This is a genomic window from Pararobbsia alpina, assembly GCF_965118125.1.
In the GTDB taxonomy this organism is placed as follows: domain Bacteria; phylum Pseudomonadota; class Gammaproteobacteria; order Burkholderiales; family Burkholderiaceae; genus Pararobbsia; species Pararobbsia alpina_A.
Genome location: NZ_OZ221288.1, coordinates 1,383,599 through 1,399,971, shown reverse-complemented (window position 1 = coordinate 1,399,971; position 16,373 = coordinate 1,383,599). Strand labels below are relative to the sequence as shown.

The window sequence follows — 16,373 nt, the reverse complement described above, 5'->3', positions numbered from 1 at the left end:
GTTAAAGCGGCATTCAACACACCTTTCCGAAACGGCGGCGGTTCGAAACGCACGGGAAGTGCGAATGCAGCGGCAGTCACTGCGAGGGGACATTCTTGCCCCGCATGCACAGACAATCCATAATCATTCGGCCATATTTCCTATCGAATCGTACAAACCTCCCGTGGATCCGCTCTCCGATGTGCTCTCACTGCTGAAGGTCAAAAGCGTGCTGTCGGCGCGTTTCGAGGCTGCCGGCCCTTGGGCGTTACGATTTCCCGCCTATCGGCACATGAAATTCGGCGGCGTCGTCAAAGGGTCCCGGTGGGTATGGATCGAAGGCGTCACGGACCCGGTAAAGATGGAAGAAGGCGATTTCTGTCTGCTGACGGATGGATCTCCGTACTGTTTCGCAAGCGACCCGGACGTCGCGTTGCAGGATGGGGACGCGGTGTTTGCCGATCACCTGGATGACGACGGCATCGTTCGCTATGGACGAGGCGACACACGTGCGATCAGCGTGGGAGGCGTGTTTGAATTCGACGATGACGTGAGCGGGGTATTGCTTGGCGTGCTGCCCCCGCTGGTCCATGTGTCCGCGAATTCACCGGATGCGAGATCCTTAAGCGCGGCGCTCGAATTGATCAGGGCAGAGACAGAGTCAGTCAGACCAGGAGCGACGGCGATGGCCGGCAGCATCGCGAATATCGTGCTGATGAACATCCTGCGTGCTCATCTGGCTGCCCACCCTCGATCGGCGGGATGGCTCGGCGCGCTGTCCGATCCGCGAATCGGCGCGGCGCTGCGCATCGTGCATGAAGACATCGCGCGTCGCTGGAAGGTCGATGCATTGGCGGAGAAGGTCGGCATGTCGCGTACTGCGTTTATCGAACGCTTCAAGGAACTCGTTGGCTTGCCCCCGCTTGAATATCTGATCCGGTGGCGCATGACGATGGCGCGGAATGCCTTAAAGACAGGCAACGACACGCTTTCGACCATCGCCGCCACAGTCGGCTACGTGTCTGAAACCACCTTCAGTTCGACCTTCAAGAGGATGTTTGGCCAGAGTCCGGGCCGGTATCGTGCGGAAGTGCGAAGCAGGACTTAAGAGTCTTGGCGCGGAGTACGTATGCGACGTACGCATGCGCGGAGACATGTTCCGTGTGTCGTCCGCCCCTACGTACCCGGCTCCGCTACAGATCCTGACCAGTAATTTCGATCGGCGCGCCGCTCAGCGGCGGGGTCGCGCGCTCGGCCGCTCGCAGCAGCTTCTGGTTCCCAAGCTGGAACGCGAGGAGCAGTTGCCGATGACTGTCATTCGCTGCGCCAAGGTATTGGCACGCCACTTCAGGGCTGACTTCGAAAGCGCAATAACCCCAGCCAAAGCCATAGGCCGAGAAGCAGATCGTGGATTCGTTGGCGAAGCGCGGTGCTGTCAGACTGATACGTGCCGGAACCATACTCGTCGAACTCCGTCATTGCGGTGGGTTAGGGCGATTCTCCCATAACAAGCTCGTCTTTCCACTGCCGATGGCCGCGCGTTCTCTGATGATTTACGACGGTCATCGAGAAATATGTTCTTTTTTTACTCGTCGTCTCCGCACGCTCGAAAGTCTCACGCTGATCGGTCGTTATCACTGTTAGAGGTGAGCGCCTTGGGCCATGAACGGGGCCTGGCGCAGGTTAAGGATTTTGCAGGGAGAATCAAAATGAAAACCCGCTCGTCGATTGAAATGTGCGCGCCCGCGGCGATCGTGGCAGCCCTTTGCGTGCTCAGCGTACCGACGTTGATTGTTGCGCTTGTCTGGATGACGGCGGGTGTCTGTGCCGTGGGGTATCGGTCGCTCGAGGAATTTCCCGTGGACCGCATCTCGTGGCGATGGCTACGGGGCTCGCGTCGCAGCGTGACGCATTTCTACCATCTGGCCTGCTGGCCCCGATACGTCAAGACCGAGGTGCGGGAGTTCGCGTTCGTCGTGAGTCGTCGTATCGATGTGGGGCATCGAATTTTCCAGTTGTCTCGCCGCAAAGCGAATCGCGAAGGCCGTGTCGATCCATCGTGAGTTTGAAGCGGCGCATCGCGTGAAGCTCAGGTTCGTGCAGCACGGTTCCCCGATGCGCTTCGGCAGGATGTAGCGTCCGCGTCCTGTCGCATGCGGACGCATGCAATGAGGATGGTATGGTGGAGTCACGGCCACAAATCGGCTCGATGACTAAGGCATCGCCACTCCCCCATACCTCATGAACCTGACCAGCTTCGATCTCAACCTGCTCAAAGCATTCGATGCGCTCTACGCGGAACGCAATGTCACGCGGGCCGGCTTGCGGATCAGCCTGAGTCAGTCGGCGATGAGTGGCGCGCTGACGCGTCTGCGCGAGCTATTCAACGACGAGCTGTTCGTGCGCACGCCGCTCGGCATGCAGCCGACTCCGCGGGCTCATGATCTTGCGGCTCCGATTTCCGACGCACTTCGACTCATTGGCGGAGCCATCCAGACCGATGGCTTTGAATCCGCAACAGCGCGGAACACATTTACGCTTGCCATGGCCGACTATGGCGCGTTTGTGTTGTTGCCCCGACTTCTGGCACGCCTCAGCGTCGAAGCCCCTTACGTCGATATCCACGTGCGCGGCATGTTGGGCCGTGACGAAGCGGTCCAGCTTCTCGACAGCGGCGAGGCCAACCTTGCAGTCGGCTTTCCGGTCGACGCGTCGACACGCATCATGATGCAGACCCTGTTTCGCGAGGACTTTTCGTGCATCGCGCGGCATGGCCATCCCGCGTTCGCCGACGGTGCGGGTATTGAGGAATACGCGGCAGCGGAGCAACTCATGGTGTCTCCCGAAGGAGACCGTCTGGGCATTGTCGACAGAAGGCTCGACGCCCTGGGCATGAAGCGCAGGGTGGTGCTGAGCCTTCCGCAATTCCTCGCCGCACCGTTCGTCGTTGCCGAGACCGATCTCGTTGCGACACTGGCAACGCGTGTTGCGCAGCGCTTTGCTGCGACCGGGGTGGGCATCACGGTTCATAAGCCGCCGCTCGAGCTACCCACGTGGCCGGTCACGATGATGTGGCATCGACGCGTGGATGCCCATCCGGCCAGCGTCTGGCTTCGCAACCTCATCACAGACATCGCTGCGTCGATTTGACGTCATCGGCGCGACCGATATCCTCGCATCAGAATTTGCGATTTCCCTCCTTGAAGCGGCTTCCTTATATTCGACTTCGTTAATCCTTAGCGAGGTGGGATATGCGGGTGCTGGTGACTGGAGCAACGGGTTTGATTGGCGGCGCTGTCGCGCGACGGCTGAAGGCGGGCGGACATCAAGTCGTGGGATTGGCGCGTTCGCAGGAGAGTGCAGGCAAGCTCGAGCATGAAGGCTTTGAAGCCTTGCATGGCGACCTGGCCGATCCGGTGAGTGTGGAAGCTGCGGTCCGTGCGACTGACGCGGTGGTCCATGCGGCCTCGCCGGGCGATCAGAACACGGCGGCGTACGACGAGTCGTCCGTGCGCGCGATCCTTGCCGCCATGCGCGGCACGGGGAAACGCTTCGTCTACACGAGCGGCACCCTGGTCTACGGCCCGACTGGCGACACGCCGGCCACCGAAGAAAGCCCCTTGCGACCGATCGACATGGTGCGCTGGCGTCAGGGTCTGGAGGCCGAAATACTCGCTGCTGCTGCGGATGGAATCCATCCGATCGTGATTCGTCCGGGCTGGGTCTATGGCAATTGGGGCGGTGCTGCGATGATGATGTACGGCGCGGCGAAGGAGCATGGTTCGGCGCTGCACGTCGGCAATGGGCGCAATCGCTGGACGACGGTACACGCCGACGATCTCGCTGACCTCTACGTGCTGTCGCTCGAGAAAGCACCGCCTCGTTCAGTGCTGAACGGCGCCCATGGCGAAGCGGTCGCACTCATCGATATTGCTCGCGCTGCAAGCGAAGCGGCGGGCGCAGAAGGGCGAGTCACCGAGTGGCCGCTCGATGAGGCGCGTCAGACGTTGTGGGCGTTCGCCGATGCAATCGCCTGTGATCAGGTGGTATCAGGCGCCAAGGCGCAACGCGAACTGGGTTGGCACCCGTCGCGGCACTCGATCATCGATGAGCTGCGTTCGTACGCGGTGGCTGTTTAAGCAGCTTAGGGCACTCGGCGCCGTCGACCCTCAGGTCGGGCGTCGATCGTGCATGACCCTTCTCGACTCTCAAGCGTGATTCTCGTGCTGAATATCCTTTCCTTCTGGCCGCTGGTGGTCGCGCTATGCGGCGCAGGCGTGTTCAATGTGCTCGGCAGGCCGGCTACGAAAGACGGCTTCGTCCACTGGGGCTATCCGCGTTGGTGGTGCTATGTCACCGGCGCGTTGGAGTTGACGGCCGCCTTGATGGTGACGTTACCCCACACGCGTGAGTGGGGTCTGTTCCTTGCTGCCTTCGTCGTTGTCGCAGCGACCTTGACCATCTTGCGTCATCGCGAGTTTTCGCATCTCGCCCCGATCGGGGTGTTCGTTGCGTTGCTCGTACTGGGCTGGCACGCATCATCGGGGCTGGTTTAGGCCACGGTCTAGGCCACGACCTCTGAAAGGCGCGTCAAGACGCCTGGCCATCCATTCCCCATACCGTTGAACGCCGTTTTGCCTAGCGGCGAATCCATATCAAAGCCCTTGTGCTCGAGCGATAACCGCGTGCCGTCGCCCTCGGGCGTCAGTCGCCATGTAATCGTCGTGTTGAGCGTGCCGGGCGCAAACGAATAAGAAAGCAGCTTTGGCGCCTCAGCGGCAATGACTTCGCAGGGTTGCTGACCCCACTGGCCCATGTCGAGCGTGAACGTGTGTCCCACCACAGCGCGGATGTCGCCGGCGGCCCACCATCGCGCGTGGATCACGGGATCTGTCAGCGCCGCCCACACCTTTTCGGGTGGGTGAGGGATGAAGCGCGTCAGCTGGATGATGCCGGGTTCGATCATGTCGAGTCTTTGTTGAGAACGTCAGTCAGCGCATCGAGACGCTGTGCCCAGTACTGTTCAAACGGGTGCAGCCACTCGGCGAGCTCTTGCAATCGCGCTGCGTTCAGGTGGTAGACCCGCTCCCGGCCTCGCGAGACCTCGGTCGTGAGGCCAGCCAGGCGCAATACCTGCAAGTGCTCGGAAATAGCGGGACGGTTCACGTCAAACGACGCAGCAATTTCGCCCGCCACATGCGGCCGCTGACGGAGCATCTCGAGGATGCGCCGCCGCGTCGGGTTCGCGAGCGCGGCGAAAAGGTCGTTATCAGCCATGCGTTCACTATATGTCGGAAATTTCCGACGCGTCAAGACTATACTGAATTGAGCCCCTGTCGGTGATTTGAATAAGGCGTGGTCGTGGCCCGTTTAGTAGTACGCAGGCTGTTGCCGCGCCCCCCGCCGTCGCGTTCGTTCACGGAGATGAAACATGAAGATCAGCAGAGTCACTCGAGTCAGTTGTGCGTTGGTGCTGTCGCTGTCGTGTGTGTCGACCGTTGCAATTGCGGGCAAAGCGAGGTCTGGACCAGCCTCGCCCGGCATTACGAGCAACACGTCGGCTTCCGCCCAGCCGGGCACGGCCGCATCGGCACCGAGCGGGACGACTACCGCGCCGCAGTCCGGTCAGTAATCCTGTGGGCATAGGTGTTCCGGCCCTGGTAACGGCGGCCGTGGACACCGGCGGATCGCTTACGCGAATTACTCCTGCGCGTTCAGCTGGATCAGTGCGTTGGTGAGCGTCTTCGCCAGTTCCCATGCCGGCGTATCTCGCTTCGCATCGCCGTTATCGATCGACGGCTTGAGTATGGATAGCAGATCCTTTTTCGAAGAGGTGTCGACCGGTTTCATCACATCGGTCGTCACCACACCGTTCTGGTGTTTGGTGTCGGTCTTTGTCTGATGGGTCGACTGATTGAGCGTTGCGCTAACCAGCGCGCCGCGCTCCGCGGTGAGTTGAACGGTGCTTTGGGCGGTGTCGTCGAGCTGCGTGAAGTCGTAACTCGACGGCTGCATTGCCGTCGTCATCGGCTTCAGCCCGGCACCCGTCATCAGCTGATGGAAGCTCGCCTTTAGGTGCGCCGACTGACGCTGGGTGATGCCCGTGGTGTCGGATGAGCCAGTCGTACCCGAAGTACCTGAATTACCCGAGCCATCCGGCGCGACGTCGAGTGACGTATCTTGCGACACGTCATAGTCGAACGTGTCCGTCTCACCCGGATGTGCCGCATTGTCTCCGGGTGCGTCGTGAATCGACGCGGTGTAGTCCGCCAGTCCCGTCACCAGGGACGATGAGTCTTGCCCACCCGGCAATGCATCCGGCGCTGCGGGGCCGTAGTCCTCGTTCATCTGCTTGAACCCTTGCTCGAACATCGACATCAGCGCAGCGTCGCCGTGCCCCTTTGCATTGGCCGCATCAAATTGCTTGAGCAAGCTCGTCACCGCTGCGTCGCGTTGCTTGCTCGTTCCCCATAGCGCGGGATTGGATGTGTCGACCTTGAGGTTGATCGTGTTGTCATCCCCGGTTTTGATGCTCAAGGTTCGCGACGCGCTGTCCTGCACGTAGCTCGCCGAGATGTTCGGACTGTTAAGTTGAGAAATGTCTTCCTTGAAGCTCACAGAGGCGATTGCCGACGTATCGAACTGCGTCAAGCCGCTCAGGTCGAGCTTGGGCGGCTGGCCGCTCAGACCGTCAATCGCGTTTTGAAAGCCGTCGGCCAGCTTGGCGATCGCGCCGCGCTCACTATCGCTGAGTTTGCCGCTGCTCTTGATGCTGACCGAGAGGCCGCCGTTCTCGCTGTCCATTTCAATCTCGACCGTTACGCCGCTCTTGGTCTTGATGGACAGATCGATTTTTCCCTGCGGCAGCGTCGCCAGCGAAGCGTAGGCGCCGGCACCGCTGGGCGGCCCGTAACTGACGGATTGCGAATAATCACTGCCCGTCGACTCGAAACGATCAAGCAGCGCGCTACCGAGACCCGCAAAGCGACCTGACATGCCCGACGACGTGTAATCGTTGTTCATCAGCGACGAGATGGCATCGCCAGTCGAGTTTGCCCACGTTATGGCTGGCAAGCCATTCGACAGCGAACCATTGGATAAATAAGTCGCCATCGAGGAATCCGTTAATCCCGTTGCGATAGAGACAGCCGATGCTTCGGTAGTGCCTTGCGGCGTAACCGCATTATTTTTATTCGCCGTGCGAGCGGCATTTTCAAGTGCGGCTATTTCCAGTGACAGGGCTCGGTTGACGGGGGGCAGCACGTTCATGGATTGATCCGTTGGTGTTATTCGGGAAGAGCGAGGGCGGGCAAGACTTGTCGGCGCTCAGATGCTCTATCGACACGGTATTAAGGATCTTTACAGTGATATTCAATGAATCATTATCTCTGCCGGGTATTTTCTTTGTGATCGCGCGGTGGTATTTGTTAATTTAGATTGATTAATCGCTTTATTGGAAATTCACTATTTACGGAAATGAATGATATAAGAATGATTTAAGCGGGCGCGTGAATATCCATTCAGTCGCGTTCTGACGTTGCCGGGGTGATGGCGTCGGGCGCGACCATGTCGAATCGCGCCTTCGTTCAATGCGGGTGTCGATGATGTACGTCGGGGAAATGCGCGTGCGAATGCGTGATGGGCAAATGGACGTGTGCGTGGGTATGAGGCTCTACGCCCGAGTAAGGAAAGTCGTGCTCGTGCTGATGGTGTTCGTCGTGGCGGTGTCGATGGGTGTGCTCGAGGCGTTCATGGAGATGCACGTGTTCGTGACGTTCCCGAACGTGCAACCAGACGCCGATTGCCATGAGTCCCGTGGCGATCCAGAACGATGGATGCGGAAGCTCGGGCCACAGGATCAATGAGAGTGCCACGCCGAACAACGGGGCCACGGAGAAATAAGCGCCCGTGCGGGCAGTGCCCAGGTTGCGAAGCGCGACGACAAACAGCACGAGGCTGACGCCGTAACCGGCGAAGCCTGTCGTCATCGCTCCAGCGATGGTGACTAGGGCCGGAAACTTCGCGTCGGCCGCCAGCGCAACTAGCAAATTCACTGGACCGGCGATCAGCCCCTTGAGGCTTGCAATCACCATGGCGTCGTTGGCGGACACCTTCCGCGTCAGATTGTTGTCAATCGCCCAGCACAAGCACGCGCCCATGATGAGCATTGCGCCGGTCGACACACCGTGACTGCCGCGTTGCCACGACAGCAATACGCCGCCGGCAACGATGGCGACCATGCCGAGAAAGATTTGCGTATCGACGTTCTCGCGAAACACGACCCATGCGATCACGGCGGTCAAGACGCCTTCTAGATTCAGCAAGAGTGAGCTGGTCGCCGCGGGTGTGGTCGACAAACCGAGCATCAGCAGGGCTGGGCCCGCGACGCCACCGGCCGCAATCGCTCCGAGAAGCCACGGAACTTCGCCCTTGCTGATCCGTTGAGTGACCTCTCTCGTGTTCGAGGCCCACAAATTGCGCACGATGATCGCAATGCCCAGTCCGATTCCGCTACCCAGATAGAACAGTCCCGCGACCATGAACGGTGACATGGCGCCGAGAAGCGCCTTTGCGAGCGGAGTCGCAGCGCCGAACAGGGCAGCTGCGGCGAGAGCCGTGGAGATTGCACCGAGACGAGCATTCATGGATGGAGTGACTATGCAGACCGATCTGGAGCTGATTGAACAAAGGTTTCAAGCTGCTTGCAAGCAGTTGCACAAGGCTGGCTCATGGCGCCCGGAAAACCAGACCGAGGAACAGTACCTGTCCGATGCCATTGTGATCTTTTGCGAAGAAGCGATGCGCAATGCGCAGGCAAAACGGGACGCGGGGCACGAGCTCACCGTATTCGAGCTCGCCTCGGAGGCGTTGGCGCAACGGCTGCTCTACGTACCCGTCGGGAACAAGGACTGGAACACGGTGTTGCCCTATCCATTCATGCCGAAGTCCGAGCTCCTGGCACACAACAGAAAGAGAGGCTGATCACTTCGCCACTTGCTGCGCTGTGCCCTTGCAGAGTGCGGCGTTGTGGAGAATGGCTTTGCCAGTCGACTGATAGTTCTCGGCATCGCACGGCGGCAGGCCAAAAGTGCCGTCGCTATCGTCGCCGCCGTTGCTTTGATTCTCGATCGCTCTTGTCGGTGCAAGCGTCGACAGACATTGCGCGTTGTCACCCATGTGGTACTGCGTGAGCGCGAGTTCGCTGCGCACGCGATCCGCTTCTATCCAGTCCATGAACGTCGAGCATTGATCCAGCAGGGACTGATAGCTCGTTGCGGCCGCAGTGAAATTCTTTGCGCCGTATTGTCCGCGAGCCTGTTTCAGTCGCGAGGATCGTGAATGATCGGAGCAAGCCTGCGGCGCCTTCTGATACTGGCCGTCGAACATCGCGCGTGCGCCGCAAAACGAGCGGCAGGCGTCCGAGTTACCTGAATCGAGCTTTAGCGTGCCGTGATCATCGGAGAACGTGATGCGACAGGTTTGGTCGGCGTCGCCTGCAATGCCGTGATTGCCGTCGAGCTTGCCTTGCACGTCGCAAGAATGGCAATTGCTGCCCACGGTGCTGATCGTGAATTTACCGCCGGAGATGGAGAGCGTGCCACTCGCGTGTCCGGCCGGGGTGTACACGTATTCGCCGTCGAGAGGAGCGGCGATCGCGGCAATCGCACATGCGGATGCCAGACACGCTGCTGAGAGCGTCAATGCCAGACGTATAGATCTTCGAATCAACATAGTCCTTTGCCGCCGATCTGTAATGGTGTCGCGCACGTAGGGAGGCCGACGTCGTGTAGCGATGGCTACTGAAGGCACTGTCCGCGCGGGCACCTGAGTCTAGCAGCCCCGGTACACAACGTCGTGTCGGACCAGGTAACCCAGAGCCAGGCATCGCGCGACTTCACTGCATCGGCCGTCCGCTTCCGATCGCGAACGAGCGACTACGACTGGCTGAAGTTGATTGCGGATTCAACCGCGCGTGTCGACCCAGTTGCGGCCCCAGCGGGCTGAGTGTTGCAACGCGTCTTCCTCACTCTCGTGGTAGTCAAGCGAGAAGAAGGAGAAATGGCCTTCGCCTTGTGGGCTACCAATGCGCTCAAGTAGCAAATTGGACGAAAAACTGCCGTCAGGCAAACGATGCGTCGTCGGTTGGACGAGGTAGCCGTTGTATTGTTGGATGTGTACGTTCTGCATTTCAAATAGTCATATGGATGTCTCGTGTGTGGTACGGAAGATTCACGTGCGCGGACTAACCGATTCTCGACCCGAATGGATCTACGGTCGAAGGCGAACGACGCTTAAGTCAGCGGAAGAAACGAGGCACAACGAGACGTATCGCAGCCACCTGCTCGAGGCAACGCCAACGAGCGGCGACCGCGCTTACTTGGAGAGACAAAAACTTGGCGGGAGTGCTACTCGGTCTGTCATTCCGAGGGAGTGCCAGACCGTTCAGTTCACAACGGCTTGATATTGGCTGCCTGCAGACCCTTGGGGCCTCGCTTCGTTTCGAAGCTTACCTTCTGGTTTTCGGCCAGCGTTTTGAAGCCATCGCTCTTGATCTCGGAGAAATGCGCGAACAAGTCGTCGCCGCCGTTGTCGGGCGTGATGAAGCCGAAGCCTTTCGTCTCGTTAAACCACTTAACGGTACCGGTATCCATAAAAATAACCTTGAAAAAATAGAAGGAGTTCGCTCTATGCGAGCATGTGTGAAACATCAAGGAGGGAGAGGACAGCGAATACCGCTAACGAGCGAGTAATTGATGAACAGCAATCGGACTTCTTGAGGATTCCAAAACACAGTACGTTACAGATGAATCGGCGTCAACCCCTATCTTGTAACGCATCACGTCAACGGTGTATTCGGCCTGAGTACGAATGGCCGAAGTCCACTGCCTTTGCCCTCCAGGCATTAAGCGAGGAACCGCGCGCCCGGGCTCGCGGATACAGGACGGCATTCCGTGCCACAGATTGGCATGTGCTGGTGCTCGCAGTCATTGCAACTCGTGCCTCTGTTGCGGCTGCGCCCTTGCTTCCTCCTGCATGTGCGTATCGCACACTACGTTAGCCGACCCATCTCCCCAGCTTCACGTATCTATATCGAAGACGGTTCGATTTGGGGGGCACGCGTCGATCAGCCCTTCGGCATAGAGTTTCGAAGCGCGATTCGCGTCCCCGACGGATCGAAACGGGACTTCGGCGTTCAGTTTGAACACGCGACTTCGCGGCTCGATTGCCGACGCGAGTCGTTCACGAATCTGAACCGCGGCGTCGAACCCCTGATCATCGTTACGTGCACGACCTGGCACGAATGCGGTGTGCCGATAAATCAGAAGGGTGATCTCTAGCCCACGATATTGATGCAGATTGGGCATCAGGATTCTCCAAATTGGCCAAGCATAAACGTCGGAGGACTGGCGGCTTCCCAGCCCCGTGTTCCTTACGCAATGCCATGGCGTCGCGCCACCGAGGACGTGGTTACTCGGCGGCATGGTGTCCGCGATCTTGCCGCCGAGACTAGTCCGTACAAGACAAGCTTCGGCATCGTGATCGGCGAACGCGGCACTCGGTGCGATGAAGCAGAAGTCACGAAGTGAACGCGGCGTTGAATAAGCGCGCAGTTGTGCTCCTCGAGAAAGCTACCGACGCTGGCTCGAAGCAATCACATCACGACCCGGACTCTTGGTGTCCTTGTGGCGAAAATTGATTCGACCTTTCGTCAAGTCGTACAACGAGAGCTCAAGCGTTACGCGATCACCTGCGAGAATGCGAATGTGATGCTTGCGCATCCGGCCTGATGCGTACGCGCCGACGACAATTCCGTTATCGAGGGTCACCCGATATTTGCTGTCGGGAAGCACCTCATCGACGATTCCTTCGAGTTCCAGCAGTTCTTCTTTTGGCAAAATGGTTCCTTGCGAGATCTATATGCGTTCGCGTGAAGACGCCATGGCGTCATGTGTTGCCGCGTCGACGCGCATTTTCAGCGCGCGTCTCAATTGCGGATGCAGATCGAACCGACCCGGTCGAGCAATACCGTCGAGGGGGGCGTGCGACGTGCGCGAACATGCACTAGCTCAACACGTAGAGACGCAATGGCGACACCGTGTTGGTCAAGCGTATGCGACGTCGGTCGTTCAGTTTCGGTTAGGGCCAACTCGCCTTTGAGCTGGCAAAGAAGGGGATTCGCGGAGATGGGGGGTGCGGTTCAGGGAAATTACCCTGCTGCAGTTCATGCGTCGCGACACTGACCCGACAGTACGCGTCGCGCGGCATGCCGTCAAACGATTTCGTTTTCCACAAGCCCCCGTTTCGCATTCAACTCGTCGACATTGCGGCGCGCCGAGCCCGACAAGGCTTCACAGGCGTCGAGACTGCAACCTTCGTTGTTTCACTCAAGCAACCGATATTTGAGCAGTTGCGCGAGGCATTGGTCGACCTGGTCGAGCCGGCGACGGTGATTTGGGCGACCACCGTGTTGTTCGATGACTTTGGCCTCGTTGCGATGGAAGCCCATTCGCATAGTCGCGATCAGACTATTTCCACCGCGCCGAAATCACACCTGCCGGGCTTCACGCTGTTGCTGCGGATACCATCCCGTAAACTTGATCGCCGCATACAGTGCGGCAACGGTAATGAAAATGCCCGCTGAATGCGGCACGGTCGAAGAATACGTCATCAGCAGATCGGCCGCGACCATCGCGGCAAACGCGAGCGCCCAAGCGAAGGTAATTGCGTAGTTCACGCGAACGAAGGCAGGCGAATCCCACAGATGGGGCGCGACTTTCTCGCGTGCGTACTGCAGCGTGAACGGCTGGTGCAACACGATCGACGCCAGCACGATCAAGAACAGACCCGAATCAACAAGCAGTCGCACTGCCGGCACAGACCAGGACGCACCGGACGAAAACGAGTACAGCGCCAGTGCGCCGAACAGCAAAAACGTGCCGACCTCAAGGATCTTCACGCGGCGTTTGCCCGACAGAAAATCGCGCGCCAACAGCACGGCTGCCACAAGCGCACCTGCTGCCAAACCCGCCGATGTACCGACGGTGCGCTCGATGATCACAAATGCGACGAAGGGGGAAAACGCCAGAAGCATGTCCATTGAAATCTCCAAGGGAAGGATTGAAGGGTCTGGACAGCCGGGGCTGTGCGCGTCGACCCGGCGCATTCGCCAGGTGTGGAACGGCATCGCCACTTCCACGTCGCCTCCTGAGCGCCTTGAAGATGTGTCCAATGGAAACATTTTGACTTTGTTCGCGTGCCCGGTCAATATGTGTTTACACTGGAAACACTGAAAAGAAGATAGCGCGCATGAATGAAGTACCCACGCCAAATCGCAAAGCACGACCCGATCCGGGCAAAAAGGACAAGTTGCAGTCAGTTGCCGAGGGGGACGTTCCCGCGCGCCCGTACCATCACGGCGCCTTGCGCGAGGCGCTGCTCGAGGCCGCCGAACTGGTTTTGCGTCGGGACGGACTGCGAGGTCTGACTCTGCGCGCGATTTCGCGGGAGGTGGGCGTGTCGCACACGGCGCCGCAACGGCACTTCAACGACACGTCTGGCGTTCTGAGCGAGCTCGCGGCGATCGGTCACCACCGTCTCGCAGCATCGATGGCAAAACACAGCGAAGGTGTGGGCGACGAGCTTGAACGGCGCAAGGCGATCGCCCGCGGCTATATCAGCTTTGCGGTGGAGCAATCGGAACTGTTCAGGCTGATGTCCCGTAACGAGTTGCTCGATCAGTCAAATGAAGCGCTCGGCATCGCACGGCGCATGTCGATTCGTGCGCTTGCCGGCACGATCGGCCAAGAGACAGCGCAGGAGAGCGCGCCACTCGCCATCGACACCGCTCGGGCGGTTGAGATGACGGCCGGTTGGGCGTACGTGCATGGCCTCGCGACGTTGCTTATCGATGACCGCCTCGACGGTGTCGCGCGAATCGCCGACAACATCGACGATGCGGCAGGTCTCGTTGCAGCCGCAATCGAGCGGATGCGTCTGACTCTTGCAGATTAGGCCGCCCACACAGCAATGGTCAGGCATTCATAGCGCAGCGAAGGCTGTCGCGGCTCTTCAACCGCCACGGCCGGCGCATTCATGACACGCGAAGCAATGGCTTGCCTGCTGCGATCGCTCGGGTCCAGGCGGCATTGAGACACTTCACGTCAATCCCGGCGTGCTCGCATGGATTCTCGCTGCGCCCGTCCGTACTAACCCTAATGCAAAAAACTGGTAGTGATCGGGGGCGTTTAGGGTAGTGCTGTGACGCTTTTGCGTTTAATTTTCGTCACATAAGCAAAAGATTCGCGGCACGCCAGGTTGGCAGCGTTCTACCAGGCCGCGTCCATAGAGGAAGACACGTGCAGCCTGATCTCGAACTAGTGACCGTACGCCATGACGAGTCGTTCAAGGCGTGGTACCACGGCTATCCGTACCGTACGGTGCGCTGGCATTTTCACCCTGAATACGAAATCCAGCTGATTGTGGCGACCACGGGCAAGATGTTCGTCGGCGACCATATCGGACGTTTTGCGCCCGGCAACCTCGTATTGATGGGCCCGAATCTGCCGCATAACTGGGTGAGCGACGTTCCAGAAGGCGAAGTCATCGAGCAACGCAATCTCGTCGTGCAGTTCGGACAGGATTTCGTCGCGCGATGCATGGAGAGTTTCCCCGAGTTGCGACAGGCGGAAGCCTTGCTCGCCTCTTCAAGGCGCGGCGTGTCGTTTGGCGAGCACACCAGTGAAATCGTCAAGCCTTTGTTCTTCCAATTGATCGACGCACGCGGCGTTCGCCGCATTGCACTGTTCATGTCGATACTCGCGGCCTTGATGGATGCGCGGGATATCGAGTATCTGGCGAGCCCGGCTTACCAGCCGGACCCGACCGCTTTTGGTGCGACCCGCATCAGTCACGCGCTGTCGTTTATCGGTCAAAACCTGGCTTCGGAATTGCGCGAGTCGGATCTCGCGCAACTCTCGGGGCAGAGTGTCAGCGCGTTTTCCCGCTATTTCCGTCGCCACACCGGCATGACGTTTGTTCAGTACGTGAATCGATTACGCATCGATCTCGCGTGCGAGCTGCTGACGGATAGCGAATTGAGCGTCACGGACATCTGCTTCAAGGCCGGCTTCAACACGCTGTCGAATTTCAATCAGCGCTTCCTGCTGACCAAAGGCATGGCCCCGTCCGAGTTCCGGCGCAATCAGCGACTCAACGATGCAAGTCGCGAGGCCTCGGAGGCTGCGGCCGCTCGCGGTCATGGCATCGATAACGCACCGTCGATCGTGCCGGCGGTGCCGAGTCTCACGCACGCGCGTGCTGCACCTGTCGCGCGCCTTTCGCACTAAGTTCTTCGCCTGACCTGAGTTTCAACACGCATCGCGCGGCCACGCACCGCGCGAGGGATTTGCTCATCCTCAATATTTGGAGACGACATGACGAATATCACGCAGCAGCAGCCTTCATTTCATTCCATCGCGCGTCGTGCACGCGCTTCGGCCATCGGCGCCGCCCTTGCGCTTGGCCTGTCTCTGTCGGTGACTGCAGCGCACGCAGCGCCGTTGAAAATCGGCATGACGTTTCAGGAAATGAATAACCCGTATTTCGTGACGATGCAGAAGGCGCTCAATGACGCCGCTGCAAGCATGGGCGCGGAAGTCGTCACGACCGATGCGCATCACGACGTGAGCAAGCAGGTCAGCGATGTCGAAGACATGTTGCAGAAGAAAATCGACATCCTGCTCGTCAATCCCACGGATTCCACAGGCATTCAGTCGGCTGTGATCTCCGCGAAGAAGGCGGGGGCGATTGTGGTGGCCGTGGACGCCAACGCGAGCGGCCCGGTCGACTCGTTCGTTGGTTCGAAGAATTTCGATGCGGGTGAGCTGTCGTGCGACTACCTCGCCAAATCGATCGGCGGCAGCGGTGAAGTCGCGATTCTGGATGGCATTCCGGTCGTGCCGATTCTGGAGCGCGTCAAGGGCTGCAAGGCGGCCCTGGCCAAGTTCCCGAACGTGAAGCTCGTCGATACGCAGAACGGCAAGCAGGAACGCGCAACGGCACTGACGGTGACCGAAAACATGATCGAAGCCCATCCGAATCTGAAGGGTCTCTTCAGCGTGAATGACGGCGGTGCGATGGGATCGTTGTCGGCGATCGAATCGTCAGGCAAGGACATCAAGCTCGCCAGCGTCGACGGCGCGCCTGAGGCAATCGCAGCGATCCAGAAGCCGAACTCGAAGTTCATCGAGACCTCCGCGCAATTCCCGGCGGACCAGGTGCGGATCGCGCTCGGCATTGCGCTGGCGAAGAAGTGGGGCGCCAATGTGCCGAAGACGGTTCCGGTCGATGTGAAGCTCATCGACAAGAGCAATGCAAAGGGATTCAGCTGGTAA

General features: G+C 59.3%; 20 protein-coding genes. 10 read left to right on the top strand and 10 right to left on the bottom strand.

Features of this window, described 5'->3' with window-relative positions; genetic code table 11:
• Positions 1-163 precede the first annotated feature (163 nt).
• Complete coding sequence (locus ACMFWR_RS24345; RefSeq protein ID WP_413197255.1) at positions 164-1,087, top strand: AraC family transcriptional regulator; 924 nt, start codon at positions 164-166, stop codon at positions 1,085-1,087.
• A gap of 85 nt (positions 1,088-1,172) precedes the next feature.
• Here ACMFWR_RS24345 and ACMFWR_RS24340 read toward each other — a convergent pair whose 3' ends face one another.
• A complete protein-coding gene (locus ACMFWR_RS24340; protein ID WP_413197254.1) occupies positions 1,173-1,439 on the bottom strand; it encodes a hypothetical protein in 267 nt (88 codons plus the stop codon).
• Positions 1,440-1,688: 249 nt separating this feature from the next.
• On the opposite strand from ACMFWR_RS24340, the gene ACMFWR_RS24335 reads away from it, so the two are divergent.
• From ACMFWR_RS24335 to ACMFWR_RS24320, 4 genes are all read left to right on the top strand, one after another.
• Positions 1,689-2,042: a hypothetical protein gene (locus ACMFWR_RS24335; protein WP_413197253.1), complete on the top strand. Its 354-nt coding sequence runs from the start codon at positions 1,689-1,691 to the stop codon at positions 2,040-2,042.
• Between the two features lie 178 nt (positions 2,043-2,220).
• Positions 2,221-3,129, top strand: a complete 909-nt coding sequence (locus ACMFWR_RS24330; RefSeq protein WP_413197252.1) for a LysR family transcriptional regulator — start codon at positions 2,221-2,223, stop codon at positions 3,127-3,129.
• Positions 3,130-3,236: 107 nt separating this feature from the next.
• Complete coding sequence (locus tag ACMFWR_RS24325; RefSeq protein WP_413197251.1) at positions 3,237-4,118, top strand: NAD-dependent epimerase/dehydratase family protein; 882 nt, start codon at positions 3,237-3,239, stop codon at positions 4,116-4,118.
• Positions 4,119-4,166: 48 nt separating this feature from the next.
• On the top strand, positions 4,167-4,535 hold the full coding sequence (locus tag ACMFWR_RS24320) for a DoxX family protein (protein ID WP_413197250.1): 369 nt from the start codon (positions 4,167-4,169) through the stop codon (positions 4,533-4,535).
• Positions 4,536-4,543: 8 nt separating this feature from the next.
• Here the strand turns inward: ACMFWR_RS24320 and ACMFWR_RS24315 are convergent, their stop codons facing one another.
• The 4 genes from ACMFWR_RS24315 to ACMFWR_RS24300 all read right to left on the bottom strand — a co-directional run bounded on the left by ACMFWR_RS24315 (position 4,544) and on the right by ACMFWR_RS24300 (position 8,624).
• The gene (locus ACMFWR_RS24315) at positions 4,544-4,945 is read right to left on the bottom strand and encodes an SRPBCC family protein (protein ID WP_413197249.1); all 402 of its coding nucleotides are present in this window, start codon (positions 4,943-4,945) and stop codon (positions 4,544-4,546) included.
• The gene (locus tag ACMFWR_RS24310) at positions 4,942-5,256 is read right to left on the bottom strand and encodes a metalloregulator ArsR/SmtB family transcription factor (protein WP_413197248.1); all 315 of its coding nucleotides are present in this window, start codon (positions 5,254-5,256) and stop codon (positions 4,942-4,944) included. The genes ACMFWR_RS24315 and ACMFWR_RS24310 overlap by 4 nt, the downstream gene beginning before the upstream one ends.
• 423 nt (positions 5,257-5,679) lie before the next feature.
• On the bottom strand, positions 5,680-7,092 hold the full coding sequence (locus ACMFWR_RS24305) for a hypothetical protein (RefSeq protein WP_413197247.1): 1,413 nt from the start codon (positions 7,090-7,092) through the stop codon (positions 5,680-5,682).
• Between the two features lie 473 nt (positions 7,093-7,565).
• Positions 7,566-8,624 carry a DMT family transporter gene (locus ACMFWR_RS24300; RefSeq protein ID WP_413197246.1) on the bottom strand — a complete coding sequence of 353 codons (1,059 nt, stop codon included), beginning with the start codon at positions 8,622-8,624 and terminating at the stop codon, positions 7,566-7,568.
• A 13-nt stretch (positions 8,625-8,637) separates the two neighbouring features.
• Here ACMFWR_RS24300 and ACMFWR_RS24295 point away from each other — a divergent pair, with 13 nt between their 5' ends.
• Positions 8,638-8,961 (top strand): hypothetical protein, encoded by a 324-nt coding sequence (locus ACMFWR_RS24295; RefSeq protein WP_413197245.1) that lies wholly within the window; start codon positions 8,638-8,640, stop codon positions 8,959-8,961.
• On the opposite strand, the gene ACMFWR_RS24290 is transcribed toward ACMFWR_RS24295, so the two are convergent.
• From ACMFWR_RS24290 to infA, 4 genes are all read right to left on the bottom strand, one after another.
• Positions 8,962-9,681: a tetratricopeptide repeat protein gene (locus ACMFWR_RS24290; protein WP_413197244.1), complete on the bottom strand. Its 720-nt coding sequence runs from the start codon at positions 9,679-9,681 to the stop codon at positions 8,962-8,964.
• Positions 9,682-9,942: 261 nt separating this feature from the next.
• A complete protein-coding gene (locus tag ACMFWR_RS24285) occupies positions 9,943-10,167 on the bottom strand; it encodes a hypothetical protein (RefSeq protein WP_413197243.1) in 225 nt (74 codons plus the stop codon).
• A gap of 260 nt (positions 10,168-10,427) precedes the next feature.
• Positions 10,428-10,631: a cold-shock protein gene (locus tag ACMFWR_RS24280; RefSeq protein ID WP_413197242.1), complete on the bottom strand. Its 204-nt coding sequence runs from the start codon at positions 10,629-10,631 to the stop codon at positions 10,428-10,430.
• A gap of 978 nt (positions 10,632-11,609) precedes the next feature.
• On the bottom strand, positions 11,610-11,876 hold the full coding sequence (gene infA / locus ACMFWR_RS24275) for a translation initiation factor IF-1 (RefSeq protein ID WP_413197241.1): 267 nt from the start codon (positions 11,874-11,876) through the stop codon (positions 11,610-11,612).
• Positions 11,877-12,244: 368 nt separating this feature from the next.
• Between infA and ACMFWR_RS24270 the strand changes: the two genes are divergently transcribed.
• Positions 12,245-12,622, top strand: coding sequence for an RsbRD N-terminal domain-containing protein (locus tag ACMFWR_RS24270; RefSeq protein WP_413197240.1), 378 nt, complete (start codon positions 12,245-12,247; stop codon positions 12,620-12,622).
• Here the strand turns inward: ACMFWR_RS24270 and ACMFWR_RS24265 are convergent.
• Positions 12,527-13,078, bottom strand: coding sequence for a hypothetical protein (locus ACMFWR_RS24265; protein ID WP_413197239.1), 552 nt, complete (start codon positions 13,076-13,078; stop codon positions 12,527-12,529). The genes ACMFWR_RS24270 and ACMFWR_RS24265 overlap by 96 nt on opposite strands.
• A 209-nt stretch (positions 13,079-13,287) precedes the next feature.
• Between ACMFWR_RS24265 and ACMFWR_RS24260 the strand changes: the two genes are divergently transcribed.
• From ACMFWR_RS24260 to ACMFWR_RS24250, 3 genes are all read left to right on the top strand, one after another.
• Positions 13,288-13,992 (top strand): TetR/AcrR family transcriptional regulator, encoded by a 705-nt coding sequence (locus ACMFWR_RS24260; RefSeq protein WP_413197238.1) that lies wholly within the window; start codon positions 13,288-13,290, stop codon positions 13,990-13,992.
• A 344-nt stretch (positions 13,993-14,336) separates the two neighbouring features.
• A complete protein-coding gene (locus ACMFWR_RS24255) occupies positions 14,337-15,326 on the top strand; it encodes an AraC family transcriptional regulator (protein ID WP_413197237.1) in 990 nt (329 codons plus the stop codon).
• A gap of 87 nt (positions 15,327-15,413) precedes the next feature.
• Positions 15,414-16,373, top strand: a complete 960-nt coding sequence (locus tag ACMFWR_RS24250; protein WP_413197236.1) for an ABC transporter substrate-binding protein — start codon at positions 15,414-15,416, stop codon at positions 16,371-16,373.

What these genes read in the sequence shown, in the direction of transcription:
- ACMFWR_RS24340 (WP_413197254.1), bottom strand. Translation starts at nt 1,439, where the DNA reads ATGGTTCCGGCACGTATCAGTCTGACAGCACCGCGCTTCGCCAACGAA.
- ACMFWR_RS24335 (WP_413197253.1), top strand. Translation starts at nt 1,689, where the DNA reads ATGAAAACCCGCTCGTCGATTGAAATGTGCGCGCCCGCGGCGATCGTG.
- ACMFWR_RS24330 (WP_413197252.1), top strand. Translation starts at nt 2,221, where the DNA reads ATGAACCTGACCAGCTTCGATCTCAACCTGCTCAAAGCATTCGATGCG.
- ACMFWR_RS24315 (WP_413197249.1), bottom strand. Translation starts at nt 4,945, where the DNA reads ATGATCGAACCCGGCATCATCCAGCTGACGCGCTTCATCCCTCACCCA.
- ACMFWR_RS24310 (WP_413197248.1), bottom strand. Translation starts at nt 5,256, where the DNA reads ATGGCTGATAACGACCTTTTCGCCGCGCTCGCGAACCCGACGCGGCGG.
- ACMFWR_RS24305 (WP_413197247.1), bottom strand. Translation starts at nt 7,092, where the DNA reads ATGGCGACTTATTTATCCAATGGTTCGCTGTCGAATGGCTTGCCAGCC.
- ACMFWR_RS24300 (WP_413197246.1), bottom strand. Translation starts at nt 8,624, where the DNA reads ATGAATGCTCGTCTCGGTGCAATCTCCACGGCTCTCGCCGCAGCTGCC.
- ACMFWR_RS24295 (WP_413197245.1), top strand. Translation starts at nt 8,638, where the DNA reads ATGCAGACCGATCTGGAGCTGATTGAACAAAGGTTTCAAGCTGCTTGC.
- ACMFWR_RS24285 (WP_413197243.1), bottom strand. Translation starts at nt 10,167, where the DNA reads ATGCAGAACGTACACATCCAACAATACAACGGCTACCTCGTCCAACCG.
- ACMFWR_RS24280 (WP_413197242.1), bottom strand. Translation starts at nt 10,631, where the DNA reads ATGGATACCGGTACCGTTAAGTGGTTTAACGAGACGAAAGGCTTCGGC.
- ACMFWR_RS24270 (WP_413197240.1), top strand. Translation starts at nt 12,245, where the DNA reads ATGCCGTCAAACGATTTCGTTTTCCACAAGCCCCCGTTTCGCATTCAA.
- ACMFWR_RS24265 (WP_413197239.1), bottom strand. Translation starts at nt 13,078, where the DNA reads ATGGACATGCTTCTGGCGTTTTCCCCCTTCGTCGCATTTGTGATCATC.
- ACMFWR_RS24260 (WP_413197238.1), top strand. Translation starts at nt 13,288, where the DNA reads ATGAATGAAGTACCCACGCCAAATCGCAAAGCACGACCCGATCCGGGC.
- ACMFWR_RS24250 (WP_413197236.1), top strand. Translation starts at nt 15,414, where the DNA reads ATGACGAATATCACGCAGCAGCAGCCTTCATTTCATTCCATCGCGCGT.